Source organism: Bordetella petrii (genome assembly GCF_017356245.1).
GTDB lineage: Bacteria > Pseudomonadota > Gammaproteobacteria > Burkholderiales > Burkholderiaceae_B > Bordetella_A > Bordetella_A petrii_D.
On the sequence record NZ_JAFMZZ010000001.1, the window covers coordinates 3,211,897 to 3,234,202 of the forward strand.

A 22,306-nucleotide genomic window follows, 5' to 3' on the forward strand; every position below is an offset into this window, starting at 1 on the left:
ATGATCGCGCCCCGCTCTTTCCCATAATTTCCGCGGGCCCGCCACGCTGTTTTTCCTGTTTCCTATGACCTCGACCCCTGCCACCATCCGTACCCGCTTCGCGCCCTCGCCCACCGGCTTCCTGCACCTGGGCGGCGCGCGCACCGCGCTGTTTTCGTGGGCGTTCGCACGCCACCATCAGGGCGTGTTCGTGCTGCGCATCGAAGACACCGACCTCGAGCGCTCGACCCCCGAAGCGGTGCAGGCCATCCTGGACAGCATGGACTGGCTGGGCATGCAGCCCGACGAGGGGCCGTTCTATCAGATGCAGCGCATGGACCGCTACCGCGAAGTGGTCGCCCAGATGCTGCGCGAAGGCACCGCCTACCATTGCTACAGCTCGCCCGAAGAAGTCGAGGCGATGCGCGAAGCCGCCCGCGCCAAGGGCCTGAAGCCGCGCTACGACGGCACCTGGCGCCCCGAGCCCGGCAAGACGCTGCCGCCCGTGCCGGCGGGCCGCAAGCCGGTGGTGCGCTTCAAGAACCCGCAAGACGGCGCCACCGGCTGGAACGACATGGTCAAGGGCCCCATCAGCTTCGACAACACCGAACTCGACGACCTGATCATCGCCCGGCCCGACGGCACGCCCACCTACAACTTCTGCGTGGTGGTCGACGACTGGGACATGGGCATCACGCACGTGCTGCGCGGCGACGACCACGTCAACAACACGCCGCGCCAGATCAACATTCTGCGCGCGCTGGGCGCCACCCTGCCCGAATACGGCCACGTGCCGATGATCCTGGGGCCCGACGGCGAAAAACTGTCCAAGCGCCATGGCGCGGTCAATGTCATGGAATACGACGCGCAGGGCTACCTGCCCGAGGCCATGGTGAACTACCTGGCGCGCCTGGGCTGGAGCCACGGCGACGACGAACTGTTCACGCGCGAACAGCTGGTGCAATGGTTCGACACCCGGCACCTGTCCAAGTCGGCCTCGCAGTGGGACCCCAAGAAGCTGAACTGGGTCAACGCGCACTACATCAAGCAGATGGACAACGCCGAACTGGCCGCCCGCGTGGCGCCGCGCATCGAGCGGCGCGGCGGCAACCCGGCGGCGGTCGACCTGGCCGCGGCCATGGGCCTGCTGAAAGACCGCGCCGAAACCCTGGAACAACTGGCCGAGTCCACGCTGCTGTTCTGCAGGCCGTTCCAGCCGGCCGCCGCCGAACTGGCCGAACAGCATCTGACCCCGGCCGCGCGCGAGGCGCTGGCCGATTTCGCGCAGCGCGCCCAGGCCACCGACTGGACCCGCGAAGCGATTGCCGCGCTAATCAAGACCGTGCTGGCCGAGCGCGGCCTGAAAATGCCGCAGCTGGCGATTCCGCTGCGCGTGGCCGTGGTGGGCCAGACGCAGACGCCAGCCGTGGACGCGGTGCTGACCCTGATCGGCAAAGACGCGGTGCTGCAGCGGCTGGGCGCGCTATAGGCAAACGGGGGCTGCCATGGCCAGATACCGGGGCTGCCTCAACAATACGGTGCCTGGCACCTGCGGAGCCAGACGGCTGCCCACCTGAGCCATACCCGTCGGCGGGCGGCTTGGCGCGGTCAGGCGGCAGTCTGCGTGGCCAGCCGGCGGCGCAGGGCCCAGGCGAAGCTGGCGCCCAGCAGGGGCAGCAGCACCGCGGCGGTGCCGAACAGCGCCGCGGCGCCGGCCGCGTCGACCGCCAGCCCCGCCAGCGCGACGCCCACCGCCTGGCCCAGGAACAGGCACGAGGCAAACCACGCGACCGCGGTGCCGCGTGCATTGGGCACCATCTGGGTGGCATGCGTCTGCAGCGTGGCATGCAGCAGGTAATAGCCGAATCCGGCCAGCATGCTGGCCGCCAGGCCCCAGCCCCAGGCCGGGCCCAGCAGGTACATCAGGAAAGCGCCGCACAGCACCAGCCCGCCGGCGACGGCCAGGCCGCGCTCACCCAGGCGCCGCAGCACCGGCCCGGCCACTAGCGTGTACAACAGCCCGCCCAGGGCGTACACCGCCACCACGGCTCCAGCCGCCGTCAGCGACAGCCCGAAGCGTGCATGCAGATAGGCGGGCGCGAAGGCCAGCGCGCCGAACACCAGCAGGCCTTCTACGAACACCGTCGCCAGCACGATGCGGGCCCACGGCACGCCCAGCACCACGCGCACCTGGGCCGCGAATCCCTGGCGCGGCGTGGGCTCGGGCGCGGGGCGGGCGGCCGACGCGGCGGCCTGCTGCGCAACTTCGCGCCACAGCAGCAGGCCCACGATCAGGTAGCCGGCCACCAGCGCGCCGAATGCCCAGCGCCAGCCCACCGTGTCGGCAAACCAGCCGCCGGCCAGTTGGCCGGCCGCCATGCCCAGGATGGTGCCGGTAAGAAAGCGCGCCAGGGTGGCCTGGCGCTGCTCGTAAGGCACGTTGTCGCCGATCCAGGCCATCGACAGCGGCACGATGCCGGCGCCCGCGGCGCCGGACAGGGCGCGGCACAGCACCAGCACGTCCAGCGATGGCGCCAGCACGGCGCCCGCGCTGCCGATGGCGCACGCGAAAGTGGCCACGGCCACCACGCGGTATTTGCCGTAGCGGTCGCCCACCGGCCCGAAGAACATTTGCAGCAGCCCGTACGCCACCGCAAAGGCGGTGACCGTGGCCGCGGCCTGCCCGGTAGAGGTGCCGAAATCGGCCGCCAGCCGGGGCAGCATGGGGTCGCAGATGCGGAACGCGCTGGCGCTGACGAACGCGGCCAGCGCCAGCAGCGCGATGGCCCGGTTGCGGGAACTGGCTGGCGGCGTCGGCATTTCAGTAGGGCAGGTGGTAGCCCGGCGGCATGCGGCGCGCCGTAACGACCTGTCCGCCGGCGCGCAGTTCGCGCAGCGTCAGCCGCTTGCCATCGGTTTTTTCAACGCGATAGCGGTTCTGGTAGATGGGGTCGGCCGTATCGACCGGCTCGCCGTTGGAGCGGGTGGTCTGCAAGGTGATGACGCCATCGGCCAGTTGCCAGCAGCCGGCCTCGCGCAGGCCGGGGCGGATGCGCCTGCCGATCTTGAGCTGGGTGGTGTAAGCCATGGTGCCGTCGGCCGACAGGGTGTACAGCGCGCTGAACTCGCCCGCCACCCCGCGCGGGCGGGTATTTGACTGCCAGGCCCCGACCAGGCGGCTGCCCGGCTCGGCGGGGGTGCAGGCCACCGGCGGCGGCGCGGCGGCGGGCGCGGCAGGCGCCGGCGCTTGCGCAGCCTTGCGGGCCGCGCAGCCGGCCAGGATCAACGCGGCGCCCACGGCGCCGATACGGCGGAACCACAACACACTATTCATGACGTCCTCAAAACAACGCGCGGCGCCCGGCGGCAACAGGCCGGCCTGGACGCGCGTCCGTGCAGGTGGGACTCTAATGACGGCACACCCCGGATGCAATGACACCGACTTGCAGATGGTGTGTAAGCGCAACAGTTGAATGGGTCGATATCGCGGCATCAAGCCGCGCTGAGCGGCAGCCGCACCTCGTGCTTGATCTCGCGTAGCGCCACGATGGTGCGCGTCTGCCTGATGCCCGGCAGGTTGAACAGGAATCGGTGCAGGAACCGGTCGTATGCCTCGGGGCTTTCCACCAGAATCTTCAGCAGAAAATCGGAATCGCCTGTTACCGCGTAGCACTCGAGGATCTCGGGCGCATCCCGCACCGAGCGCTCGAAGGTCTCGACCGTGCTGGCCGAATGCCGCTCGAGGCTGATCTGGGCGAACATGCAGCCCTGCAGCCCGACCTTGGCGCGATCCACCTGCGCGCTGTAGCCCTGAATGACGCCGGCCGATTCCAGCGCCTTGACCCGCCGCCACACCGGGGCGGCCGACAGGCCCACCTGCTCGGACAACTGCTGCGCCGAGGCGCGGCCGTCTTCCTGCAAGGCGCGCAGGATGCCGATGTCAGTCTTGTCCATATTTACCCCCGATAGCCTCAAAACGAAATATTCATTTCGAATTATAGGGATTACACGATCCGATAACGCAATAAATCGCCGGTTCGGCGCACCTATCATGGTAAGAACGAATAGGAGCGCCCATCATGGACGGAACCCCGGCGGCCGAACCCGCCCTGGACCTGGACTACCAGCTGCAGGACAACCTGACCCGCACGCGCGGCCGCGTGTTCCTGACCGGCACGCAGGCGCTGGTGCGCGTGCTGCTGGCCCAGCGCAGGCAAGACCGCGAGCGCGGCCTGAACACCGCCGGTTTTGTGTCGGGCTATCGCGGCTCGCCGCTGGGCGGGGTCGACATGGCCATGTGGAAGGCCGGGCCGGTTCTGCAGGCCCACCAGATCACCTTTGTGCCCGGCATCAATGAAGACATGGCCGCCACCGCCGTCATGGGCACGCAACAGGCGGGCGTGCGCGCCGACCGCAAGGTGGATGGGGTGTTTGCCCTGTGGTACGGCAAGGGCCCCGGCGTGGATCGCGCCGGCGACGCCCTGCACCACGGCAATGCCGCCGGCGCCTCGCGCCACGGCGGCGTGCTGGTGGTGGTGGGCGACGACCATACGGCGGTGTCGTCGTCGATTCCCCATGCCAGCGAAGCCTCGCTGATCGGCTGGCAGATGCCTGTGGTGCACCCGGCCTCGATCGACGAATACGAGACCTTTGCGCTATGGGGCTGGGCGCTGTCGCGCCACAGCGGCGCCTGGGTGGCGTTCAAGGCCATTTCCGAAACCGTGGAAAGCGGCCAGGCATATACGCCGGCGCCGCCCGCCCGCTACGACATGCCGGCCGACCCGGACCTGCCGCCCGAGGCGCTGGAATACACCGCGCGCGACTTCCTGTCGCCGGCGGTGGAGCTGCGCATGCAGACGCGGCTGAAGGCCGTGCGCGCCTTTGCGCGGCGCCATTCGATCGACCGGCTGGTCTGCGCCGCACCGCATGCGCGCGCAGGCCTGGTGACCGTGGGCAAGGCCCACCTGGACACCCTGGAAGCCCTGGCCCGGCTGGGCATCGACCCGCATGCGGCCGACACGCCGGTGCGCATCTACAAGCCCGGCCTGACCTGGCCGCTGGATGCCGGCCGCCTGCAGGAGTTCGCGCGCGGCCTGTCGCACATCCTGGTGATCGAAGAAAAGGGCGCGGTAGTCGAAAGCCAGATCAAGGACCTGCTGTACAACCTGCCCGCGCGCCCCAGCGTGGCCGGCAAGACCGGCCTGGATGGCGAACCGCTGGTGCCGTCGGCCGGGCAGTTGCGTCCGTCGCTGCTGGCCGGGCCGCTGGCGGCCTGGCTGGCGCGCGCCGCCGGCCTGCGCAGCGCCGCCGACCCGGCCGGGTTCGCCTGTCCGGCGCCGCTGTCTAACGACGCCGACGGCATGCGCCGGCGCCCCTATTTCTGTTCGGGCTGCCCGCACAACAGCTCGACCAAGGTGCCCGAGGGCAGCCAGGCGCTGGCCGGGGTGGGCTGCCACTACATGGCCGCCTGGATGGACCGCGATACCGGCGGCCTGACCCAGATGGGCGGCGAAGGCGCCGACTGGATCGGCCTGTCCCGCTATATAGAGATGCCGCACGTATTCCAGAACATGGGCGAAGGCACGTACTACCATTCCGGCTACCTGGCGATCCGGCAGGCGGTGGCGGCGCGCGCCAACATTACCTACAAGATCCTGTTCAACGACGCGGTGGCCATGACCGGCGGCCAGCCGGTGGACGGCCCGATCTCGGTGCCGCAGATCTGCCAGCAGCTGCGCGGCGAAAACGTGGCGCGCATCGTGGTGACGACCGACGAGCCCGGAAAATACCAGGGTGTGGACCTGCCGGCCGGCGTTACCGTGCACCACCGGCGCGAACTCGACGCCCTGCAGCGCGAATTGCGCGCCACTCCGGGCGTCACCGTGCTGATCCACGACCAGACCTGCGCGGCCGAAAAGCGGCGGCGCCGCAAGAAGCAGCAGTTTCCCGATCCGCCGCGCCGCCTGCTGATCAACAGCGCCGTGTGCGAAGGCTGCGGGGATTGCGGCACGCAGTCGAACTGCCTGTCGATCGTGCCGCTGGAAACCCCGTACGGCCGCAAGCGCGCCATCGACCAGTCCAGCTGCAATAAAGATTATTCGTGCGCCGAGGGCTTCTGCCCCAGCTTCGTGTCGGTGATGGGCGGCACGCTGCGCAAGCAGGCCACCGCGACGGCCGGCGCGCCGGCCTGGCGGCAGCACCTGGGCGCCCTGCCCCTGCCGCCCGCCCATGCGCCCGAACAACCCTACCGCATGCTGGTGGCGGGCATGGGCGGCACCGGCGTCATCACCATCGGCGCGATCGTCTCGATGGCGGCACACCTGCAGGGCCTGTCGGCCTCGGTGCTGGACCTGACCGGCCTGGCCCAGAAAGGCGGCACGGTGGTCAGCCACATCCGGCTGGCCCCGGCCCATGCGCCCGACGGCCCGGTGCGGCTCGATTGGCAGCAGGCCGACGCCGCCATTCTGTGCGATCCCGTGGCGGCGGTGGCGCCCGATTCGCTGGGCGCGCTGCGCCGCGGGCACACACAGGCGGTGGTCAACACCTACGTGGCGCCGGTGTCGGAATTCACCCGCGACCCGGACGCGGCCCTGCGGCCCGAGGCGCTGCTGGCCAAGATCCGCCACGCCGCCGGCGAGGCCAACACGGCCGCGCTGGACGCGCACCAGGCCGCGCTGGCGCTGTTCGGCGACAGCATCCTGTCGAACATGTTCATGCTGGGCTATGCCTGGCAGCGCGGCGCGGTGCCGCTGTCGCACGCCGCACTGGCGCGCGCGATCGAACTGAATGGCGTGGCCGTGCAGGCCAACCAGGATGCCTTCGAAGCCGGCCGCCTGGCGGCGCACCGGCCGCAGGCGCTTGAAGAAGCGCTGCGTCCGGTGGCCCAGGTGGTGCAGCTGCACGTGCCGGAATCGTTCGAGCGGGCGGTGGCGCGCCGCGAGCGCGACCTGGCGGCCTACCAGAACGCGGCTTATGCGCGCCAATACCGGCAGCTGGTCGACCGCGTGGCGCAGCGCGAGCGGGAACTGGGGCCTTCGGCGCGCGCGCCGAGGCTGGCCATGGCGGTGGCGCGCAGCCTGTTCAAGCTGATGGCTTACAAAGACGAATACGAAGTGGCGCGGCTGTACACCGATGGCGGCTTTCAGCGGCAATTGCGCGAACAGTTCGAGGGCGGCTACACGCTGCGCTTTCATATGGCGCCGCCGCTGCTGGCACGCAAAGACCCGCGCACCGGCATTCCCCGCAAGGTCGCGCTGGGGCCGGCCGCCTGGCCGGCCATGCGGGTCCTGGCACGGTTCAAGGGCCTGCGCGGCACCTGGCTGGATCCGTTCGGCCACAGCGCCGAGCGGCGCATGGAGCGCCAACTGATCCAGGAATACCGCCAGACGGTAGACACCCTGCTGGCCCACCTGTCGCCGGCCAACCTGGCGCAGGCGGCCGGCATCGCCGCCCTGCCCGAACAGGTGCGGGGATTCGGGCATGTCAAGGCGGCCAGCGTGGCAGAATATCGGAAGCGCTTGCAGCAGATGCTGCAACACTACGGCCCGCCGGCCTCTCCGAAGGTTTCCTTGCGCAAAAGCGCATGAAGCCGCGCCTTCAGGCGCGAAAGCTACGCCGTACGCGCCTTGCCAGCGCGTACGTTACATTTTGTCGCAATTAATCGGGGAACCAGGCTTTGTTTCTTCTTGTTCCCCCCTCCCCTCATCACTAGAATTAGTGCCATACGAGGGGTGCTACACTATATGTAGTGGTCGTCAGAATAGTCGGACTTACTCCGCCTGGCGCAGCCGGGCGTTCGCTCCGGCGCCGTACGGCCCCCTCTCCAGATACATCAGCACCCGGCATGGGCACGCCCCATGCTTTATCCGCTATTTCCACAGGAGCTTCCATGCAGACTACGATCGCCTCTGTGACCCGGCCTTCCGCCGTGCCGCCTTCCCAAACCGATGCCCCCGCCGATGCCAACGGCGGACAATGGGCCAGCTATAACGTCATCCGGCGCAACGGCTCGGTGGTGGGTTTCGAACCCAGCAAGATCGCTATCGCCATGACCAAGGCCTTCCTGGCCGTCAATGGCGGCCAGGGTGCGGCTTCCGCGCGCGTGCGCGAGCTGGTCGAGACCCTTGCCTCGCAGGCGGTCAATGCGCTGGTGCGCAACCGCCCGGCCGGCGGCACCTTCCATATTGAAGACATCCAGGACCAGGTCGAACTGGCCCTGATGCGCTCGGGCGAGCACGATGTGGCGCGCGCCTATGTGCTGTACCGCGAAAAGCGCGCGCAAGAGCGCGCCGCCGCCGCCGAAGTGCTGGAGAAAACCGCGCCGGCCGTGGCCCAGGAAAGCAGCCTGAACGTGGTGGACAACGGCGTGCGCCGCCCGCTCGACCTGGCCGCGCTGCGCGCCACCATCGAAGCCGCCGGCGAAGGCCTGAGCGAATTCATCGACACCGAAACCATCCTGAAGGAAACGGTCAAGAACCTGTACGACGGCATTCCCGTCGACGAAGTGTTCAAGTCCGCCATCCTGTCGGCGCGCGCGCTGGTCGAGAAAGACCCGGCCTACAGCCAGGTCACCGCGCGCCTGCTGCTGCACACGATCCGCAAGGAAGTGCTGGGCGAAGAAGTGTCGCAGGCCGGCATGGCCACCCGCTACGCCGAATACTTCCCCACTTTCATCCAGCGCGGCATCGAAGGCGGCCTGCTCGACGCCAAGCTGGCCGACTACGACCTGGCCCGCATCGGCGCGGCGCTGGACTCCCGCCGCGACCTGCAGTTCGGCTACCTGGGCCTGCAGACCCTGTACGACCGCTACTTCCTGCACATCCGCGGCACCCGCATCGAACTGCCGCAGGTGTTCTTCATGCGCGTGGCCATGGGCCTGGCGCTGCGCGAAGCCGACCGCGAAGCCCGCGCCATCGAGTTCTATGAAATTCTGTCGTCGTTCGACTTCATGAGCTCGACCCCCACGCTGTTCAACTCGGGCACGCTGCATTCGCAGCTGTCGTCGTGCTACCTGACCACCGTGTCCGACGACCTGGAAGGCATCTACGACGCCATCAAGGAAAACGCCCTGCTGGCCAAGTACGCCGGCGGCCTGGGCAACGACTGGACCCCGGTGCGCGCGCTGCGCAGCCACATCAAGGGCACCAACGGCGAAAGCCAGGGCGTGGTGCCGTTCCTGAAGGTCGTCAACGACACCGCCGTGGCGGTGAACCAGGGCGGCAAGCGCAAGGGCGCGGTGTGCACGTACCTGGAAACGTGGCACCTGGATATCGAAGAGTTCCTCGAGCTGCGCAAGAACACCGGCGACGAGCGCCGCCGCACCCACGACATGAACACGGCCAACTGGATTCCCGACCTGTTCATGAAGCGCGTCATGGAAAACGGCGAATGGACCCTGTTCTCGCCGTCGGACTGCCCCGACCTGCACGACAAGTACGGCAAGGCCTTCGAGCAGGCCTACCTGGGCTACGAAGCCCGCGTCGCCAGCGGCGAACTGAAGCTGTTCAAGAAAATGCCGGCCATCTCGCTGTGGCGCAAGATGCTGTCGATGCTGTTCGAAACCGGCCACCCCTGGATCACGTTCAAGGATCCGTGCAACATCCGCTCGCCGCAGCAGCACGTGGGCGTGGTGCACAGCTCGAACCTGTGCACCGAGATCACCCTGAACACCAACGATTCTGAAATCGCCGTTTGCAATCTGGGCTCGGTGAACCTGGTCGCGCACATGAAGCCGGCCGCCGCCGGCGGCTTCGAGCTCGACCACGACAAGCTCAAGCGCACGGTCGGCATCGCCATGCGCATGCTCGACAACGTGATCGATATCAATTACTACGCAGTCAAGAAAGCCAAAGACTCGAACGAACGCCATCGCCCGGTGGGCATGGGCATCATGGGCTTCCAGGACTGCCTGCAGATGATGCGCGTGTCGTACGCATCGCAAGCCGCCGTCGAATTCGCCGATCGTTCGATGGAAGCCGTGTGCTACCACGCCTATTGGGCGTCGAGCGAACTCGCGCAGGAACGCGGCCGCTATCCTTCGTATGAAGGCTCGTTGTGGTCGCGCGGCATCCTGCCGCAAGACACGCTGGCGCTGCTGCGCGATGAACGCGGCGGCCATGTCGAAGTCGATGAATCGAGCACGCTCGATTGGAATGCGTTGCGTGCGCGCATCAAAGAACATGGCATGCGCAACTCGAACTGCATCGCAATTGCCCCAACTGCGACAATTTCCAATATCATTGGCGTATCTGCGTGCATCGAACCTACTTTCCAGAACTTGTACGTCAAATCGAATCTCTCCGGCGAGTTCACGGTCGTTAACGATTATCTCGTGCGTGACCTGAAGAAACTCGGTCTCTGGGACGAAGTCATGGTCGCCGACCTCAAGTACTTCGATGGCAGCCTGTCCCGTATCGATCGCGTACCTTCCGAACTCCGCGAACTCTACGCCACCGCGTTCGAAGTCGAACCGCGCTGGCTGGTCGAGTGCGCGTCGCGTCGCCAGAAGTGGATCGACCAGGCCCAGTCGCTCAACATCTACATGGCGGGCGCCTCGGGCAAGAAACTCGACGACACCTACAAGCTGGCGTGGCAGCGTGGCCTGAAAACCACCTATTACCTGCGCACGCTGGGCGCCACCAGCGCCGAAAAATCCACGGGCCGCGGCGGCGAACTGAACGCCGTCAGCGCCGGCCAGGCCGCCACGGCGGTTGCGGCGGTGGCCCCTGCCTTGCCTGAACCCGAAGTTCTCGGGGCGGTTTGCACCATGCGGCCGGGTGATCCCGGCTTCGAAGAGTGCGAAGCCTGCCAGTAAATCCACCGCCCCCGGAGAATTCATTCATGCTTAATTGGGAAGACGACAAACTCGCAGTGCAACCGGCGCAATTGCCCGCCCCCGCGGCGGGCGGGCAGCCGGCCGCGCCTGCGGCCCAGCCGGCCCGCGCCGCCACCGGCGTGTTCGGCGACTCGGCGCTGCCCACCCCGGCCGCGCCGCAGCACGCGGCCAGCCTGCAAGACACCGACGATGCCGCCGCGCACCGCGTCAAGGTCGCCGACAAGCGCATCATCAACGGCAAGACCGACGTCAACCAGCTGGTTCCGTTCAAATACAAGTGGGCCTGGGAAAAATACCTGGCCACCTGCGCCAACCACTGGATGCCGCAGGAAATCAACATGTCGCGCGACATCTCCCTCTGGAAGAACCCGAACGGGCTCACCGAGGACGAGCGCCGCATCGTCAAGCGCAACCTGGGCTTCTTCGTCACGGCCGACTCGCTGGCCGCGAACAACATCGTGCTGGGCACCTACCGCCACATCACGGCGCCCGAATGCCGCCAGTTCCTGCTGCGCCAGGCCTTCGAAGAAGCCATCCACACGCACGCCTATCAGTACATCGTCGAAAGCCTCGACCTGGACGAAGCCGAGATCTTCAATGCGTACAACGAAGTCCCGTCCATTCGCGCCAAAGACGAATTCCTGATTCCGTTCATCGAAGCCATTGCCGACCCCAACTTCCACACCGGTACGCCCGAATCCGACCAGAAACTGCTGAAGTCGCTGATCGTGTTCGCCTGCCTGATGGAAGGCCTGTTCTTCTATGTGGGGTTCACGCAGATCCTGGCGCTGGGCCGCCAGAACAAGATGACCGGCGCCGCCGAGCAATACATGTACATCCTGCGCGATGAATCCATGCATTGCAATTTCGGCATCGACCTGATCAACACCATCAAGCTGGAAAACCCCCATCTGTGGACGCCGGAATTCCGCGAGGAAATCCGCGGGCTGTTCCAGAAGGCGGTAGAACTCGAATACGCTTACGCCGAAGACACGATGCCGCGCGGCGTGCTGGGCTTGAACGCCCCCATGTTCAAGTCGTACCTGCGCTTCATCGCCAATCGCCGTTGCCAGCAAATTGGGATAGAACCTCTGTATCCCCAGGAAGAAAACCCCTTCCCGTGGATGGCGGAAATGATCGACCTTAAAAAGGAACGCAACTTTTTCGAAACACGCGTGATCGAATACCAGACTGGCGGGACGCTGAGCTGGGAATGATGCGCATCGGCCGCCGCCGCGCGCAGTGGCTTGCGCGGCGACCCGATGCCGGCTCCGTCGGCCTGGGTATTCGAATACGCAGTACCAAGCGGTAGGCTGCCCGATGTCGGGCGCCTGCCGGCGCCATTTGAGATGGCTCGCGCACGGTGCGGGGGCCATATCAAATGGCTGTGCCGAATTCATTAGCGCAAACCGTAGTAGCTGTCGCCCGCATGGGGCAGCGGCATGCGCCGATGAATAGCCCGGGCGCGATCCGTTTTTCGGCGGATAGTGGCACGGGTTTAAGTTCTGGGACCCCTGAACCTAAGGAGCATAACCATGGCAACAGCCAAGAAAGCCGCCAAGAAAGCGGTGAAGAAACCCGCCGCCAAGAAGGCCGCGGCCAAGAAAGCCCCGGCCAAGAAGGCCGTGAAGAAAGTCGCCGTGAAGAAGGTTGCGGCCAAGAAACCCGCCGTGAAGAAAACGGCGGCCAAAAAACCGGCAGTGAAAAAGACCGCCGCCAAGAAAACCGTGAAGAAAGCCGCTGCCAAGAAGGCGGTGAAGAAAGCGGTTGCCAAGAAGGCCGTCAAGAAAGTCGCTGCCAAGAAGGCCGTGAAGAAAGCGGTNCTTCTTTCTTCACCGGCTTGACCAGATCCTCGCGCTTGACCCCCATCCACATGGCGAGGGCGGCGGCGACGAATACCGAGGAATAGATGCCGAACCAGATGCCGATGGTGAGCGCCAGCGCGAAGTAGTGCAGCGACGGGCCGCCGAAGAACAGCATGGCCAGCACCATCATCTGGGTCGAACCGTGGGTGATGATGGTGCGCGAGATGGTCTGGGTGATGGCGCTGTTGATGATTTCCTGCACGCTGGCCTTGCGCTGCTTGCGGAAGTTTTCGCGGATCCGGTCCATGATGACCACGGATTCGTTCACCGAGTAGCCCAGCACCGCCAGCACCCCGGCCAGCACCGACAGCGAGAATTCCCACTGGAAGAAGGCGAAGAAGCCCAGGATGATGACCACGTCGTGCAGGTTGGCGATCACGCCCGCCACGGCGAACTTCCATTCGAAGCGCATGCCCAGGTAGATCATGATGCCGATCACCACGAACAGCAGCGCCATCAGGCCGTTGTGCAGCAGTTCCTGGCCGACCTGAGGGCCCACGAATTCGACGCGGCGCAGTTCGGCGGTGGAGTCAGCGGCCTTCAGCGCGCCCATCACGGCGTCGCTCTGGGTGGCGGATGTCTGGCCCTCGGTAATGGGCAGGCGGATCATCACGTCGTGCGAGGTGCCGAAATTCTGCACCTGGAAGTCGGTGTAGCCCAGCTTGGACACCGCGCTGCGCACGCTGTCGAGCTGCGCGGTCTGCGCGTAGTTGACCTCCATGACCGTGCCGCCGGTGAATTCGATCGACAGGTGAAAGCCGCGCGTGATGATGAAGAACACCGCCGCCAGGAACGTGACCAGGCTGATGATGTTCAGCACCAGCGCGTGGCGCATGAACGGTATGGTGCGATGAATACGGAAGAATTCCATGTTTCGCCTTGCTTCTTGTCGGTGCCCGGGCGGGTGGTCCGCCCGGCAGGGTCAGTTTTCCTTGGGTTTCCAGATCGTGCCGATGGAAATCCGGGCGAGCTTCTTCTTGCGGCCGTACCACAGGTTGGCCAGCGCCCGCACACCCACCACCGACGTGAACATCGAGGTGACGATGCCCAGGCAGTGCACCACGGCGAAGCCGCGGATGGGGCCCGAACCGAAAGCCAGCAGCGCCAGGCCGACGATGAGCGTGGTGAGGTTGGAGTCGAGGATGGTGCCCCAGGCGCGCTCGAAGCCGTGGTGGATGGCCTGCTGCGGCGAGGCGCCGTTGCGCAGTTCTTCGCGGATGCGCTCGTTGATGAGCACGTTCGAGTCGATGGCCATGCCCAGCGTCAGCGCGATGGCCGCGATGCCCGGCAGCGTCAGCGTGGCCTGCAGCATGGACAGCAGCGCCAGCAGCAGCAGCACGTTCATGGACAGGCCGATGGTGGAAAACACCCCGAACAGGTGGTAGTACACGATGATGAACACCGCGATCGCCAGGAACCCGTACAGCGTGGAATGGAAGCCCTTGGCGATGTTGTCGGCGCCCAGGCTGGGGCCGATGGTGCGCTCTTCGATGATGGACATGGGCGCGGCCAGCGCGCCGGCGCGCAGCAGCAGCGCGGTGTCGGCGGCTTCTTCGGCGGTCATGCTGCCCGAGATCTGCACCTGCCCGCCGGCGATTTCGCTGCGGATGACCGGCGCGGTCACGACTTCGCCCTTGCCGTTCTCGAACAGCAGGATGGCCATGCGCTTGCCGACGTTGTCGCGCGTGACGTCGCGGAAGATGCGCGCGCCCTTGCTGTCGAGCGTAAGGTGCACGGCCGCCTGCTGGGTTTGCGAATCGCGGCCCGGCTGGGCGTCTTGCAGGTTTTCGCCGGTCAGGATGACCTGGCGGCGCACCAGGATGGGGCGGCCGTCGCGGTCGGTGTAGCGTTCCAGGCCGAAGGGCACGGTGCCGCCGGCCAGGGCCGTCTGGGCGGCCGGGGAATCGTCGACCATGCGGATTTCGAGCGTGGCGGTGCGGCCCAGCAGTTCCTTGGCCTTGGCCACGTCCTGCACGCCGGGCAGCTGGACCACGATGCGGTCGGCGCCCTGCTGCTGGATGATGGGCTCGGCCACGCCCAGTTCGTTGATGCGGTTGTGCAGGGTATTGATGTTCTGCTTCAGGGCCGAGTCCTGCACGCGGGTGACGGCGGCCGGGCTCAGCATGCCGACCAGGGCGGGGTGGCCGGCGTCTTCGCTTTCGGTGAATTGCAGGTCGGGCAGGCGAGTGCGCAGCGTGGTGTAGGCGCGGTCGCGCTCGTCGTCGCTGGCGAAGGTGGCCAGCACCGAGGTACCCGCGCGCTCGACGCCGCGGCTGGGGATTTTTTCATCGCGCAGGGTGGTGCGCACGTCGGCCGCCAGCGAGTCGTAGCGGGCGGTCAGGGCGCCCTGCATGTCGACCTGCAGCAGGAAGTGCACGCCGCCGCGCAGGTCCAGCCCCAGGTACATGGGCTTGGGCTCGAACCAGCCCAGGGTGCGCATCCAGGGCGGCGAGGCGGGCAGCAGGTTCAGGGCAACGGTGTATTGCGGGTCGTCGGCGACGGTGTTCAGCGATTTGTCGAGCAGGTCGCGCGCCTGCAGCTGCACGTCGGTGGACGGGAAGCGGGCGCGGATGGTGCCCAGCGTGCCGTTCTGCTCGTAGTAGACGCTGGTGGCCGGTATGTTGCCGGCCGCCAGGATCTGCTGAACCCGGTCGAGCGTGGCGTTGTCGACCTTGACGGTGGCCTTGGCGCTGGAAACCTGGACGGCGGGGGACTCGCCGTAGAAATTGGGCAGGGTGTAAAGCAGGCCGATGACGACCGCGACCAGCACCGTGATGTACTTCCAGAGGGGATAGCGGTTCATTGGCGGCTAGGTTTCATGCGTGATGGAGCGGAAAAAGGCCCCCGCGGCGGGGGCCCGATATGACGCTTACAGGTCTTTGATGGTTCCCTTGGGCAGCACGGAAGACACCGAGGTCTTCTGCATCAGCACCTCGACCGGCTTGTCGGCCAGCTGGGCGACTTCGACGGTGATGTAGGTGTCGGTAACCTTGGAGACCTTGCCCAGCATGCCGCCGGCGGTCATGACTTCGTCGCCCTTGGCCAGGTTGGCCACCAGGTTGCGGTGTTCTTTCTGGCGCTTCATCTGCGGGCGGATCATCAGGAAATAGAGGATCACGAACATCAGCACGATGGGCAGCATTCCCATCAGTGCGCTGCCTTCGGGGGCAGCCTGGGCCAGGACGAGGCCTGCGGTGTCGATAACGGACATGAAAATCTCCTGAATAATTTGTTCGGGTCAGGTTTGGGTGGTTGTGTTCTCTGTCCCCGTCCCCGCGCGAGCCTTGGACAGGGCAAGCCGACTATTGTAGCTAGGTTATGCGGGGGCGGAAGCCCGGCCGGGCCGCGGGGGGCATTTCGGCATTTGCCCCGTCCGGCGGCGGCTAATCGATGCCGCGCTTGCGGTCGGCGGCGAACCGGGCGCGCCAGGCGTCGAAGGTGCCGGTTGCGATGGCCTCGCGCATTTCGCCCATGAGCGCCAGGTAGAAATGCAGGTTGTGCAGGGTGTTGAGCCGCGCGCCGGTAATTTCGTTGGCGCGCTGCAGGTGGTGCAGGTAGGCGCGCGAGAAGTGGGCGCAGGTGTGGCAGGCGCAGGTCGGGTCCAGCGGCCGGGTGTCGTCGCGGTACTTGGCGTTGCGGATCTTCAGGTCGCCGTAGCGCGTGAACAGCCAGCCGTTGCGGGCATTGCGGGTGGGCATCACGCAGTCGAACATGTCGACCCCGCGCGCCACGCCCTCGACCAGGTCTTCGGGCGTGCCCACGCCCATCAGGTAGCGCGGCGCGTGGGCGGGCAGGCGCGGGGCCACGTGGGCCAGGATGCGCATCATGTCTTCTTTGGGCTCGCCCACCGACAGGCCGCCGATGGCGTAACCATGGAAGCCGATGTCGGCCAGGCCGGCCAGCGATTCGTCGCGCAGCGATTCGTACATGCCGCCCTGCACGATGCCGAACAGCGCGTTGGGGTTGCCCAGGCGGTCGAATTCTTCGCGCGAGCGGCGCGCCCAGCGCAGCGACATGCGCATCGAGCGGGCGGCTTCTTCGGCGGTGGCCGGGCGGCCGTCGATCTGGTACGGGGTGCACTCGTCGAACACCATGACGATGTCGGAATTCAGCGAGCGCTGGATGCGCATGGATTCTTCGGGCGTCAGGAACAGCCGGGCGCCGTCGATGGGCGAGGCGAACTTCACGCCTTCTTCGGTAATCTTGCGCATGCCCTGCAGGCTGAACACCTGGAAGCCGCCCGAGTCGGTCAGGATGGGCTTGTCCCATTGCATGAAACCGTGCAGGCCGCCGTGGCGGTCGAGAATGTCGGTGCCCGGCCGCAGCCACAGGTGGAAAGTGTTGCCCAGCACGATCTGGGCGCCGATGTCTTTCAGCTCGTGCGGCAGCATGGCCTTGACGCTGCCGTAAGTGCCCACCGGCATGAAGATGGGGGTTTCGACCACGCCGTGGTTGAGCGTGATGCGGCCGCGGCGGGCGCCGCCGTCGGTGGCCAGGAGTTCGAAGTTCAGTCCGGTCATGGTCAGGGGGCGGGCGATTCGATGAACATGGCGTCGCCATAGCTGAAGAAGCGGTAGCGCTGGGCGACGGCGTGCGCGTAGGCGCGGCGGATGGGCTCGATGCCTGCCAGGGCCGACACCAGCATCAGCAGGGTGGATTGCGGCAGGTGGAAGTTGGTGACCAGCGCGTCGACCACCCGGTAGCGGTAGCCGGGGGTGATGAACAGCCGCGTGTCGCCCTGCACGGGCGCCAGCGGCGCCTGCGGGCCATGCGGATTCTGGGCGGCGGCCGATTCCAGGGCGCGCACGCTGGTGGTGCCGACGGCGATCACGCGCCCGCCGCGGGCGCGCGCGCGGGCGATGGCGTCGATGACCGGCTGGCCCACGGTGTACCACTCGGCGTGCATGACGTGGTCATCCAGGTTGTCGACCCGCACCGGCTGGAAGGTGCCGGCACCCACGTGCAGGGTCACGAAGGCGCGGTCCACGCCCAGCGTGGCGACCCGTTCCAGCATGGCCTGGTCGAAATGCAGCCCCGCGGTAGGCGCGGCCACCGCGCCCGGTTCGCGCGCATACACGGTCTGATAGCGGGCCTCGTCGGTGGCGTCGGCGGCGTGGGTGATGTAGGGCGGCAGCGGCGTGGCGCCGTGGGCGTCCAGCAGGTCGAGCACCGGCGCCGGAAAGCGCAGGTCGAACAATTCGCCGGCGCGGCCCAGCACGGTGGCGTCGAAGGCGCCGGCCAGGTGCAGCGTGGTGCCGGGGCCGGGCGACTTGCTGGCGCGCACATGGGCCAGCGCGCGGTCGGATTCGGTAATGCGCTCGACCAGCACCTCGACCTTGCCGCCCGAGGCTTTGTGGCCGGCCAGGCGGGCCTTGATGACGCGGGTGTCATTGAACACCAGCAGGTCGCCGGGCCGCAGCAGCCCGGCCAGGTCGGGAAACTGGCGGTCGTGCAGGGCGCCGGCGCCGTCCAGGTGCAGCAGGCGGCTGCCGCCGCGCTGCGCCGCAGGGGTCTGGGCAATGAGCTCGGGCGGCAGGGGGTAGTCGAAATCGGAAAGCGTAAAAGACGAGGAGGACACGCGGTGCGGTTCAAGTAGGGCCGGGGGAAGCGCCGGAGCAGGCGCGGGCAGGCCGGTATTGTAAGCGGCCCGCCCGGGCGGGGCGGCTTTTGGCGCTGGCGGGCCCCAGTTAGGTATGCTTGCGTCTTCGATGGCAACAGCAGCGTGGCGGACGCGGTATGGCGGTACGGGCGGACAGGCGGGGCGGACGATTCAAGCAATGGCTGGCGGCGGGCGCGCTGCTGGGCGCGGCCCTGGCGGCCCAGGCTCAGGGCTTGCCCGACGAGCTGGCGCGCGCCTGGAAGGCCTCGGGCCTGCCCGGCTCGTCGCTGTCGCTGGTGGTGCAGGAACTGGGCGGGCAGCGCATGGTGGCCATCAACGCCAACGAGCCGCGCAACCCCGCGTCGGTCATGAAGCTGGTCACCACCTGGTCGGCCCTGTCCGAACTGGGGCCCAATTATGTGTGGCGCACCGAATTCCTGACCGAGCCGGGCGCGCGGCCCGACGCGCACGGCGCGCTGCCGGGGCCGCTGTACCTGCGCGCCGGCGGCGACCCCTACCTGCTGGTGCAGGACCTCTGGACGCTGTTGCGCGAACTGCGCCTGCGCGGCGTAAAGAAAATCAGCGACCTGGTCATCGACCGCAGCATATTCGGCCAGGTGTCCACCGACCCCGGCGCGTTCGACGGCGCCCCCGACCGAGCCTACAACGCCAGCCCGGACGCCCTGATGGTGGGGTTCGGCGCGCTGCGGCTGCTGTTCACCCCCGATCCGGTCGCGCACAAATGGGTGCCCATCATCGATCCGCCCCTGCCGGGCCTGCGCATCGAGGGCCAGGTCGACTGGAGCGAGATCCGCTGCCCGGGGCCTCCCGTAGTCACCACCGACCCGGTGCTGACCCAGCAGGGCGTGTCGATCCGCCTGGGAGGCACGGTGGCCGGGTCGTGCGGCGAATTCAGCCTGTACCGGCTGGCGCTGTCGCAGCCCGAATTCGCCGAGGCCCTGTTCCGCCTGCTGTGGCGCGAACTGGGCGGCACCTTCACCGGCAAGATCCGCTCCGGCATGGTGCCCCCCGACGCGGTGGTGCTGGCCACGCACGAGTCGCTGCCGCTGGGCGAGGCCATCCGCCAGATCAACAAGCGCAGCAACAACGTCATGGCGCGCACGCTGCTGCTGACGCTGGGCGCCGAGCGCGGCCGCCGTCCCGCCAGCACCGAAAGCAGCGAGGCCGTGGCCAAGGCCGTGCTGGCCGGGCAGGGCCTGCACATGCCCGAGCTGGTCATGGACAACGGCGCCGGCCTGTCGCGCAATGCGCGGGTCTCGGCCGAAAGCCTGGCGTCGATGCTGACGCTGGCCTGGCACACGCCCCTGATGCCCGAGTTCCTGTCGTCGCTGTCCATCGCGGGGGTCGACGGCACCATGCGGCGGCGCCTGAAGGGCGAAGACACCGCTGGCATGGCCCACCTGAAAACCGGCTCGCTGCGCGACGTGCGCGCGGTGGCCGGCTATGTGCTGGGCGCCAGCGGCAAGCGCTACGTGGTGGTCAGCCTGGTCAACGACCCCAATGCCGCGGCGGTGCGGGCCTTCGACGACGCCCTGATCGCCTGGCTGGTCGGCCAGTAAGCCGCGCCGCCCGCAAACGGTTTACGATGGCGTTGTCTGGCGCGCTGGCGTGCGCCGCCTATTTGTTTCCTGGAGACTGTCGCACATGCCTGTGCATGAAATCCGCCATCCGCTGATCCGCCACAAGCTCGGCATCATGCGCCGCGCCGACCTCAGCACCAAGAGCTTTCGCGAACTTTCCCAGGAAGTCGGCGCGCTGCTGACCTACGAGGCCTCGAAAGACCTGCCGCTGGCGCAGTCCACGGTCGAGGGCTGGTGCGGCACGGTCACGGTCGAGAAAATCGCCGGCAAGAAGGTAACAGTGGTGCCCATCCTGCGGGCCGGCATCGGCATGCTCGACGGCGTGCTCAGCCTGATCCCGGGCGCCAAGGTCAGCGTGGTGGGCGTGGCCCGCAACGAAGAAACCCTGCAGGCGCATACCTACCTGGAACGCCTGGTGGGCGAACTGGACCAACGCCTGGCGCTGATCGTCGACCCCATGCTGGCCACGGGCGGCTCGATGCTGGCCACCATCGACATGCTCAAGCGCGCCGGCTGCCGCGAGATCCGCGCGCTGGTGCTGGTGGCGGCGCCGGTGGGCATCAAGGCCGTGCTCGACCGGCATCCCGACGTGCATATCTACACGGCTTCCATCGACGACGGCCTGAACGAGCACGGCTACATCATGCCGGGCCTGGGCGACGCCGGCGACCGCATCTTCGGCACCAAGCAGAAGGCCGAATAGCGGCGGCCCCGGTCAGGCGGCCAGGGCCTCGGGCCCGCGCCGCCGGCCTTCCAGGTGCGCGCCGAACCAATGCAGTTCGCGCGCCAGCCCGGCCACTTCACCCACGATCAACAGCGCCGGCGCGCGCACGCCGTGGCTGCGCGCCACGGCCGCCAGCTCGGCCAGCTGGCCGCTGATTACCCGCTGCTCGGGCCGGCTGCCGTTCTCGACCAGGGCAAATGGCGTGGCGCCCGAGCGGCCGTGGCCGATCAGCCGGGCCGACAGGGTTTCGAGCTGGCCCACGCCCATGTAGAAGGCCAGCGTCTGGTGATCGCGCGCCAGGCCGGCCCAGTCCAGCGTGTCTTCGTCCTCGCGGCAGTGCGCGGTAACCAGCCGGACCGACTGTGCATGGTCGCGGTGCGTCAGCGGAATGCCGGCGTAGGCGGCGCAGGCCAGCGCCGCGGTGATGCCGGGCACGACTTCATAGCGCACCTGGTGGGCGCGCAGGTATTCCAGTTCTTCGCCGCCGCGCCCGAAAATGAAGGCGTCGCCGCCTTTCAGGCGCACCACGCGCCGGCCGGCGCGCGCATGTTCGACCAGCAGCGCATGGATGCGCGCCTGGGTGGCGTCGTGGTCTTCGCCCGGCAGCTTGCCCACGGCCACGCGGTCGGCATCGCGCCGCGCCAGCGCCAGCACCGCCGGGCTGACCAGCCGGTCGTACAGAATGACATCGGCTTCGTTCAGCGCGCGCAGCGCCTTCAGCGTCAGCAGGCCGGGGTCGCCCGGCCCGGCGCCCACCAGCGCCACGCTGCCCGCGCCGTCGTCCTGCGGCGCCTGCAGTGCCGCTTCCAGCATGCGCTCGGCCTCGTCCGGCTGCTGTTGGCGCAGCAGGGCGGCCACCGGGCCGTCGAGCAGCCAGTCGTAGAACTTGCGGCGCTGTTTCAGGTCGGGCCGGCGTTCGCGGATGCGCGGCCGGTGGCGCGCGGCCAGGGCGGCCAGCGCGCCCAGCGAATGGTCGAACAGCGATTCCACTCGTTCGCGCAGCCGGCGCGCCAGCACCGGCGCCACCCCCGAGGACGAGATGGCCACGACCAGCGGCGAGCGGTCGACGATGGACGGCACCTGGAACGACGACAGCTCGGCGTCGTCGACCACGTTGCTGAAGATGCGGCGCGTCTGCGCGGCCTGCGAAACCGCCGCGTTGACCGCGCGGTCGTCGGTGGCGGCCACCACCAGCCAGGCGTCGTCGAGCCAGTCGGGGCGGAACTCGCCCGCCAGGGCGCGGATGCGCCCCTGCGCGGCCAGCAGCGCCAGTTCGGGCACCAGCGCGGGCGCGCCCACGTGCACGTCGGCCGAAGCCTCGAGCAGCAGCTGCACCTTGCGCGCGGCAATGTCGCCACCCCCCACGACCAGTACGCGGCGGCCCTGCAGATCGGCAAATAACGGGAAAAGCTTCATGAAAATCAGCCAGGCGGGGCGAACCCGCGGTAGTTCATGGATCATAGGGACACGATTTCATCCCTACAACTTTTGATTTATTGGATTGATATAGCGATAAGTGATTAGGGGCCTGTTCAAAGGCCCGCGATGGCTCTTCGGGATATGCAATATCCATGCCATCGGCGGGCGCCTTCGGCGCGGCGCCCGGCCGCCGTGCACCGGCTGCCCAGCGGCGGGGCGCGCGGCACGCATGTGGTGCGCGTCCCGCATGCCACGCACCAAGTTGGACCGCGGCCGGGGCGCCGC

At 67.6% G+C, this 22,306-nt stretch carries 15 protein-coding genes; 6 read left to right on the plus strand and 9 right to left on the minus strand.

Annotated features, from left to right (window positions below; translation table 11 throughout):
* The first annotated feature begins 64 nt into the window (after positions 1-64).
* Positions 65-1,468, plus strand: coding sequence for a glutamate--tRNA ligase (gltX, locus tag J2P76_RS15435; protein ID WP_207408565.1), 1,404 nt, complete (start codon positions 65-67; stop codon positions 1,466-1,468).
* 119 nt (positions 1,469-1,587) lie between these two features.
* Here gltX and J2P76_RS15440 read toward each other — a convergent pair whose 3' ends face one another.
* From J2P76_RS15440 to J2P76_RS15450, 3 genes are all read right to left on the minus strand, one after another.
* Entirely contained in the window at positions 1,588-2,799 is a 1,212-nt protein-coding gene (locus tag J2P76_RS15440) for an MFS transporter (protein WP_207408566.1), read from the minus strand.
* A gap of 1 nt (position 2,800) precedes the next feature.
* Positions 2,801-3,313, minus strand: coding sequence for a hypothetical protein (locus J2P76_RS15445; protein WP_207408567.1), 513 nt, complete (start codon positions 3,311-3,313; stop codon positions 2,801-2,803).
* 158 nt (positions 3,314-3,471) lie between these two features.
* Positions 3,472-3,933, minus strand: a complete 462-nt coding sequence (locus J2P76_RS15450) for an Lrp/AsnC family transcriptional regulator (RefSeq protein WP_207408568.1) — start codon at positions 3,931-3,933, stop codon at positions 3,472-3,474.
* Between the two features lie 125 nt (positions 3,934-4,058).
* On the opposite strand from J2P76_RS15450, the gene J2P76_RS15455 reads away from it, so the two are divergent.
* The 3 genes from J2P76_RS15455 to J2P76_RS15465 all read left to right on the plus strand — a co-directional run bounded on the left by J2P76_RS15455 (position 4,059) and on the right by J2P76_RS15465 (position 12,030).
* Entirely contained in the window at positions 4,059-7,565 is a 3,507-nt protein-coding gene (locus J2P76_RS15455; RefSeq protein WP_207408569.1) for an indolepyruvate ferredoxin oxidoreductase family protein, read from the plus strand.
* A 302-nt stretch (positions 7,566-7,867) separates the two neighbouring features.
* Complete coding sequence (locus tag J2P76_RS15460) at positions 7,868-10,792, plus strand: ribonucleoside-diphosphate reductase subunit alpha (RefSeq protein ID WP_207408570.1); 2,925 nt, start codon at positions 7,868-7,870, stop codon at positions 10,790-10,792.
* A 26-nt stretch (positions 10,793-10,818) separates the two neighbouring features.
* Complete coding sequence (locus J2P76_RS15465; RefSeq protein ID WP_207408571.1) at positions 10,819-12,030, plus strand: ribonucleotide-diphosphate reductase subunit beta; 1,212 nt, start codon at positions 10,819-10,821, stop codon at positions 12,028-12,030.
* Between the two features lie 565 nt (positions 12,031-12,595).
* Here J2P76_RS15465 and secF read toward each other — a convergent pair.
* The 5 genes from secF to queA all read right to left on the minus strand — a co-directional run bounded on the left by secF (position 12,596) and on the right by queA (position 18,256).
* Entirely contained in the window at positions 12,596-13,549 is a 954-nt protein-coding gene (gene secF, locus J2P76_RS15470; protein WP_207408572.1) for a protein translocase subunit SecF, read from the minus strand.
* A gap of 51 nt (positions 13,550-13,600) precedes the next feature.
* Positions 13,601-15,481, minus strand: a complete 1,881-nt coding sequence (gene secD / locus J2P76_RS15475) for a protein translocase subunit SecD (RefSeq protein ID WP_207408573.1) — start codon at positions 15,479-15,481, stop codon at positions 13,601-13,603.
* Positions 15,482-15,547: 66 nt separating this feature from the next.
* A complete protein-coding gene (gene yajC, locus J2P76_RS15480; protein ID WP_207408574.1) occupies positions 15,548-15,889 on the minus strand; it encodes a preprotein translocase subunit YajC in 342 nt (113 codons plus the stop codon).
* Positions 15,890-16,061: 172 nt separating this feature from the next.
* A complete protein-coding gene (tgt, locus tag J2P76_RS15485) occupies positions 16,062-17,198 on the minus strand; it encodes a tRNA guanosine(34) transglycosylase Tgt (protein WP_207408575.1) in 1,137 nt (378 codons plus the stop codon).
* A gap of 2 nt (positions 17,199-17,200) precedes the next feature.
* A complete protein-coding gene (gene queA, locus J2P76_RS15490) occupies positions 17,201-18,256 on the minus strand; it encodes a tRNA preQ1(34) S-adenosylmethionine ribosyltransferase-isomerase QueA (RefSeq protein ID WP_207408576.1) in 1,056 nt (351 codons plus the stop codon).
* Between the two features lie 158 nt (positions 18,257-18,414).
* On the opposite strand from queA, the gene dacB reads away from it, so the two are divergent.
* Together dacB and upp are read left to right on the plus strand one after the other, a co-directional pair.
* Positions 18,415-19,857: a D-alanyl-D-alanine carboxypeptidase/D-alanyl-D-alanine endopeptidase gene (dacB, locus tag J2P76_RS15495; protein WP_207408577.1), complete on the plus strand. Its 1,443-nt coding sequence runs from the start codon at positions 18,415-18,417 to the stop codon at positions 19,855-19,857.
* An 85-nt stretch (positions 19,858-19,942) separates the two neighbouring features.
* A complete protein-coding gene (gene upp / locus J2P76_RS15500) occupies positions 19,943-20,581 on the plus strand; it encodes a uracil phosphoribosyltransferase (RefSeq protein WP_207408578.1) in 639 nt (212 codons plus the stop codon).
* 12 nt (positions 20,582-20,593) lie between these two features.
* Here upp and cysG read toward each other — a convergent pair whose 3' ends face one another.
* Positions 20,594-22,018, minus strand: coding sequence for a siroheme synthase CysG (gene cysG, locus J2P76_RS15505; RefSeq protein ID WP_207408579.1), 1,425 nt, complete (start codon positions 22,016-22,018; stop codon positions 20,594-20,596).
* Positions 22,019-22,306 lie beyond the last annotated feature (288 nt).

Coding starts and splice junctions, on each gene's coding strand:
- gltX (WP_207408565.1), top strand. CDS start 65: ATGACCTCGACCCCTGCCACCATCCGTACCCGCTTCGCGCCCTCGCCC.
- J2P76_RS15440 (WP_207408566.1), bottom strand. CDS start 2,799: ATGCCGACGCCGCCAGCCAGTTCCCGCAACCGGGCCATCGCGCTGCTG.
- J2P76_RS15445 (WP_207408567.1), bottom strand. CDS start 3,313: ATGAATAGTGTGTTGTGGTTCCGCCGTATCGGCGCCGTGGGCGCCGCG.
- J2P76_RS15450 (WP_207408568.1), bottom strand. CDS start 3,933: ATGGACAAGACTGACATCGGCATCCTGCGCGCCTTGCAGGAAGACGGC.
- J2P76_RS15455 (WP_207408569.1), top strand. CDS start 4,059: ATGGACGGAACCCCGGCGGCCGAACCCGCCCTGGACCTGGACTACCAG.
- J2P76_RS15460 (WP_207408570.1), top strand. CDS start 7,868: ATGCAGACTACGATCGCCTCTGTGACCCGGCCTTCCGCCGTGCCGCCT.
- J2P76_RS15465 (WP_207408571.1), top strand. CDS start 10,819: ATGCTTAATTGGGAAGACGACAAACTCGCAGTGCAACCGGCGCAATTG.
- secD (WP_207408573.1), bottom strand. CDS start 15,481: ATGAACCGCTATCCCCTCTGGAAGTACATCACGGTGCTGGTCGCGGTC.
- yajC (WP_207408574.1), bottom strand. CDS start 15,889: ATGTCCGTTATCGACACCGCAGGCCTCGTCCTGGCCCAGGCTGCCCCC.
- tgt (WP_207408575.1), bottom strand. CDS start 17,198: ATGACCGGACTGAACTTCGAACTCCTGGCCACCGACGGCGGCGCCCGC.
- dacB (WP_207408577.1), top strand. CDS start 18,415: ATGGCGGTACGGGCGGACAGGCGGGGCGGACGATTCAAGCAATGGCTG.
- upp (WP_207408578.1), top strand. CDS start 19,943: ATGCCTGTGCATGAAATCCGCCATCCGCTGATCCGCCACAAGCTCGGC.
- cysG (WP_207408579.1), bottom strand. CDS start 22,018: ATGAAGCTTTTCCCGTTATTTGCCGATCTGCAGGGCCGCCGCGTACTG.